This is a genomic window from Parvibaculum sp. (assembly GCF_035511255.1).
Lineage (GTDB): Bacteria > Pseudomonadota > Alphaproteobacteria > Parvibaculales > Parvibaculaceae > Parvibaculum.
This window is the reverse complement of the sequence record NZ_DATKFR010000241.1, coordinates 1-4,380: the sequence shown is the minus strand read 5'-3', so window position 1 is coordinate 4,380 and position 4,380 is coordinate 1. Positions and strand designations below refer to the sequence as shown.

The 4,380-nt window shown below is 62.8% G+C and carries 7 protein-coding genes; all 7 read left to right on the top strand.

Translation table 11 applies throughout. From position 1 onward, the window contains the following. Positions 1-474 (top strand): type II secretion system F family protein (locus VMR03_RS09735; RefSeq protein ID WP_325404655.1); only part of this gene is annotated, 474 nt, incomplete at its 5' end. 10 nt (positions 475-484) lie between these two features. Next, positions 485-1,432 carry a type II secretion system F family protein gene (locus VMR03_RS09730; RefSeq protein ID WP_325404653.1) on the top strand — a complete coding sequence of 316 codons (948 nt, stop codon included), beginning with the start codon at positions 485-487 and terminating at the stop codon, positions 1,430-1,432. Beyond that, positions 1,429-2,148 (top strand): tetratricopeptide repeat protein, encoded by a 720-nt coding sequence (locus VMR03_RS09725; protein ID WP_325404651.1) that lies wholly within the window; start codon positions 1,429-1,431, stop codon positions 2,146-2,148. The genes VMR03_RS09730 and VMR03_RS09725 overlap by 4 nt, the downstream gene beginning before the upstream one ends. A gap of 17 nt (positions 2,149-2,165) precedes the next feature. Beyond that, the gene (locus VMR03_RS09720) at positions 2,166-2,417 is read left to right on the top strand and encodes a hypothetical protein (protein WP_325404649.1); all 252 of its coding nucleotides are present in this window, start codon (positions 2,166-2,168) and stop codon (positions 2,415-2,417) included. A gap of 197 nt (positions 2,418-2,614) precedes the next feature. Next, positions 2,615-2,812, top strand: coding sequence for a Flp family type IVb pilin (locus tag VMR03_RS09715; RefSeq protein ID WP_325404647.1), 198 nt, complete (start codon positions 2,615-2,617; stop codon positions 2,810-2,812). A gap of 10 nt (positions 2,813-2,822) precedes the next feature. Then, positions 2,823-3,323 (top strand): TadE/TadG family type IV pilus assembly protein, encoded by a 501-nt coding sequence (locus VMR03_RS09710; RefSeq protein ID WP_325404645.1) that lies wholly within the window; start codon positions 2,823-2,825, stop codon positions 3,321-3,323. 28 nt (positions 3,324-3,351) lie between these two features. Then, a partial coding sequence (locus VMR03_RS09705) for a hypothetical protein (RefSeq protein ID WP_325404643.1) occupies positions 3,352-4,380 on the top strand: 1,029 nt, incomplete at its 3' end.

Here is a 4,380-nt window from a genome sequence, read left to right as displayed (position 1 = left end):
AACAGCCTGTCGGTCGCGCTGGCGCGGGCGACCCAGTCGTCGCCGCCCATTCTCGTCGAGTTCCTTTCGCCGCCAATCCGCCGGATCGCCAACGGCGCCGGCGTCGCCGAAAGTATCAACCAGCTCGCGGAGGAACTCGATCAGCACGATCTCAGGCTCTTCGGCACGGCAATCGAAACCAATCTGCGTTTCGGCGGTTCGCTGACGGCCGTGCTTGCGAACCTGATCGAGAACATGCGGCGTCGCTCGGCGGTCGACCGCGAGATCAAGTCAAATACGTCGCAAATACGGGCGAGCGCCTGGATTCTCGGCCTGCTGCCGCTTGTCGTCAGCTCGATCGTCATGACCACAAATCCGGAGTACACGCGCTATTTCATCGACGAACCGATGGGACATACCTTCCTGATCTACGCGGCCCTTTCCGAGGCGATCGGCGCTTATCTGATGCGCTCCATCGTCCGCGTGACCTATTAGGGAGGGCAAGATGCAGAGCACGGCATTCGCTGGACTGATCTGGATCGTCGCCGGTCTTTCTCTCGCGGCGGGGGCCCTCGCGCTCGCGTTTTCGGCTTCGGCGCTGATGCGACAGCGCGATGTGAATACGCGGCTTTCGGCACTGATCGCCGGCGGACAGAGGCGCGAAAACCTCCTTGATATGCTGTTGGACTGGATGGAGAACCTCGGGAGGCGCCTCGTCAGCGACAACGCGGCCGCGCGCGATATCCGCGAGCATCTCGCCAAGGCCGGCTTCTTCCGCCCCTCCGCGCTTTATATTTTCGCCGTTCTGCGGATCGCCTTCGCCTTTGCTATGGGGTTTATTTTTCTGGCTTGGTTCGGAACGAGAGGCATCAATATCGGCATCGGCGTCATTCTCGCGATCCTGTCCTATCGCTACGCCGTCATCGCCGTGAAGTACCTGGGCGAGCGCCGGGCCAGGAATATTCAGCGTGAACTGCCTTCCGTACTCGACATCATCCTGATGGTGCTCGACAGTGGCGTCAGCATCGACCAATGCCTCCATTATGTTACCACCGTCATCGGCAATTCGGCGCCGACAGTCGCGGCGGTACTGACGAAGCATGCGAGCGATGTCGACTCTGGCGTGCCCTACGACGTGGCGCTCGACAGGCTCGGCCAGCGCCTGGCCGTCGACGAAGGGGTCGATTTCGCCAATCTGCTGAAGCAGGCGATCTTCCAGGGCGGCGAACTCGGGTCGAGCCTGCGGCGGTTTTCCGCGGAGCTCGCCGACAGGCGGCTCGCCCGCGCGCGCGAAGAGGGTGGACGACGGGCCACCTATCTCACCATCGTCATGGTGCTTTTCTTCGTGCCTGTTCTTCTCGTCATTCTTATGGGGCCGGCCGCGGTGCGCATCGGTGAAACCCTGACCGCGGCCGCGCATCGCTCCCATTCGCATGAGGTACGATCCAAATGACGCGGGCATTCGCCGGACATTTTCTACCTCTCTTCTTCGTTGCCGCGTTGACGCTTGGCGGTTGCGACAAGCAGAATCTCGACATGCTGGCGAGCCTTTCGCCGCCGAGCAATAGCCGGGATGCCTCGCAGCAATCGCCGACCAAGACGCTTTATCTCACAATCGTCGAAGGTCTCATCGAGCAGGGGCGTTACCGGGCCGCGCTCGGCTATCTCGATCAGTATGCCGTCGAGGAAAAGAGGACGCCGCGCTTCAACATGTTGCGCGGCGAGGCCCTGCTCGGCGTGGAGCGATATGACGAAGCGGCGCAATCCTTTTCCGATCTGGTCGGCACCGACCTTGAGGCTGCGGGACTGAACGGGCTCGGCCGCGTCGATGCCGCGCGCGAGCATTGGGCGGAGGCCGAGCTGAACTTCGGCAAGGCTGTCGCGGCTCGCCCGTCCAGCGCCGACTTTCTGAACAATCTGGGCTTCGCCCAGCTCCATCTGGGGGAAACGATGCTTCCGAAGGCGGAGTTCAATCTCCGCCAGGCGCAGGAGATCGATCCTTCGTCGTCGTCGATCAGGAACAATCTCGTCCTGATACTGATGATGGAGGGCAAGGAGGACGACGCCCGCCGTGTTCTCGACAGCATCGCCGTTCCCCGCGAGCGGGCGGCCGTGCAGAAATTCGCGGCCGACTGGATCGAGGCCCGGCACATGCCGGCGGCCGAATGAGAGGCAGGGAGAGGAATATGAAAGCGGCCTTATTTTTCCGCATTGTTTTTATGGGTATTTCTCTCGCGCTTGCAGCATGCGCGCCGGCGAAAGTCTCTGGCCCCACGCAGGAAGAAGGCGTCATGGCCGCCCAGTATGCGGCCAAACGAAGTGGCGAGGCTCCCGGAATGCAGGGTGCCGAGGCCGACGCGATCTATAAAAATTATCTCGAAAATATCGGAAAGCCGCTGGAAACGAATGATGACCGGACCGGAGTCCAGTCAAGGTGATGGGATAATTAGGATGCATGCGGAACTTTTTCCGATTTGGAAGGGAACCAAGCGGTAGACTGGACGTTGAATGCTTGGCTCACACAACTCCATGAATGACGACACCAGTTCACGGAGGTTCGGAATACAAAGGGTGTCGAGACTGTAAGTCATGCGGGGTGAACCCGATCCTGGGTTCGATTGAGGAGGAAGAGAGAATGTCGATCGTTCAAGTCAAGGCCGCGCTCAAGCGGTTCGCGGATGATGAAAGCGGGATTTCGGCCGTCGAATACGGCCTTCTCGCAGCTGGTATCGCGCTGGTGGTTTTCGCCGCCGCCTCGCAGGTCGGAACGGGAATCAGCACGATCTTCGGAAACGTCGCGACCAATCTGACGACACCCGGCGGTAGTGATTAAGAGGTCTGTCATGTCCATGTGGCGTCTGCGTATGTTGCGTGGCGTTTCTGGCGTGCTCCCGGGGAACCGGGCGCACGCTGGCGGCCGGCGCAGTTTCAGGAGCGACGAACGCGGCGTGGTCGCGATCGAGTTCGCGGCCGTGTCGACGCTTTTCCTGATGATCCTTTTCGGCATTATCGCTTTCGGCTTCCAGTTCGCGACGCGCATCGCGCTCAGCTATGCGGTGTCGGAAGGCGGGCGGGCGGCCGTGGCGGGCCTCAACGACGAGCAGCGGGTCCTCTATGCCAAGGAAGCGATCCAGAACGTGCTCAACGCCTATGCCGGCCTCGTCGACGTCGATCAGACGAATGGCGTGACGGTGGAACCGGATGGCACGGCGGCGAATGGCGATAAGAAATTCCTCATCAGCATTCAGCCGACCGCGCGTTTCGCCTATCTGCCTTTCGTTCCGGACATGTCGAATTTGCCGGCCGTGTCCGCGACCTTCATCGTCGCCGATCCGTCGGGCTGATGCGGGTCTGAACTTGTAGGGGGCCCTTATGTCGCTTGCCGCACCGCGCGCGCCCAGGGGCGCCGCCGGCCAAGACGGCGATCCGCTCGACCGCGCGCTGATCGAAACGGCGGCGGCGATCGCACAGGCAAACGAGCCCGACGACATCCGTGCCGCCCTGTCGCGAAGCCTCGATTTCGTCCGACGCGCCGATCCGACGCTGCGCCACGCGCTTTGCGAAATCAATGCGGGACCGGATGGGCGGCCCGTCATCGTCTGGCAGGCGGCGGACGAGGGCTTTGGCATTCTCGAAGGCGAGACATTCACCTCCTGGTTCGCAAGGGCGCGCCGCAATCCCGGCGACTTCGAACCCGTACGCGGTGAGGCCGGCGCCGGTGTCCTGTCGCCCGCCGGCGAAACCTCCGGCTGGGAAAGTCATGCCGGCTTTTTTGTTTCAGACGGTGCGGCTGTCGAGGGACGGCGGGACAAGCTCGCCGGTCTGGCGCGCATCGCCGCCGCCGCGATCGGCCGCATCCAGCGCCGCCAAGCCGATGCGCTCGTCCAGCGCAGGCTGCAATCGGCCAGCGCGGAAGCCCTCGCATGGCTAGAACTGGGCGTCGATATCGTCTGGGAAGCCAATGCCGACGGGGTGCTGCATTGCCGCCGTGTCCTCAACCGCCGCAACGATCTCGCGCAAAGGCTCGAGGGAATCAATCTCGACGCGCTGATCGTCGGCGGGGCCGGACGCAGCCTGCTCGACCTGCTGCGTTCCGAGGGAAGCGCGCGGCATCTGCGCGTCGCTCCCGCCGGCCGCCCGAACGCCGGAAGCGAAGGGGCCTTGTATGTTTCCGGGTTGCTCAAGGAGGCCGAGGATGGCTTCGGAGATCCCGTTTTCGTCGGCACGCTGACGGCGGTGCATGGCTTTGCGCGCGGCGGAGAAGGCGAGGATGCGGCTTCGGCGATGACGCAGATGCATTCCGCGCGGCGTCGCGAGGAGGAGTTGCGTCTCGAAGCGGAGGCCATGCTGGAAGGGCTACGCTTGTTGCTGGCGAATTCGACCTCGCGCGACAAGCTGGGC

Coding starts and splice junctions, on each gene's coding strand:
- VMR03_RS09730 (WP_325404653.1), top strand. CDS start 485: ATGCAGAGCACGGCATTCGCTGGACTGATCTGGATCGTCGCCGGTCTT.
- VMR03_RS09725 (WP_325404651.1), top strand. CDS start 1,429: ATGACGCGGGCATTCGCCGGACATTTTCTACCTCTCTTCTTCGTTGCC.
- VMR03_RS09720 (WP_325404649.1), top strand. CDS start 2,166: ATGAAAGCGGCCTTATTTTTCCGCATTGTTTTTATGGGTATTTCTCTC.
- VMR03_RS09715 (WP_325404647.1), top strand. CDS start 2,615: ATGTCGATCGTTCAAGTCAAGGCCGCGCTCAAGCGGTTCGCGGATGAT.
- VMR03_RS09710 (WP_325404645.1), top strand. CDS start 2,823: ATGTCCATGTGGCGTCTGCGTATGTTGCGTGGCGTTTCTGGCGTGCTC.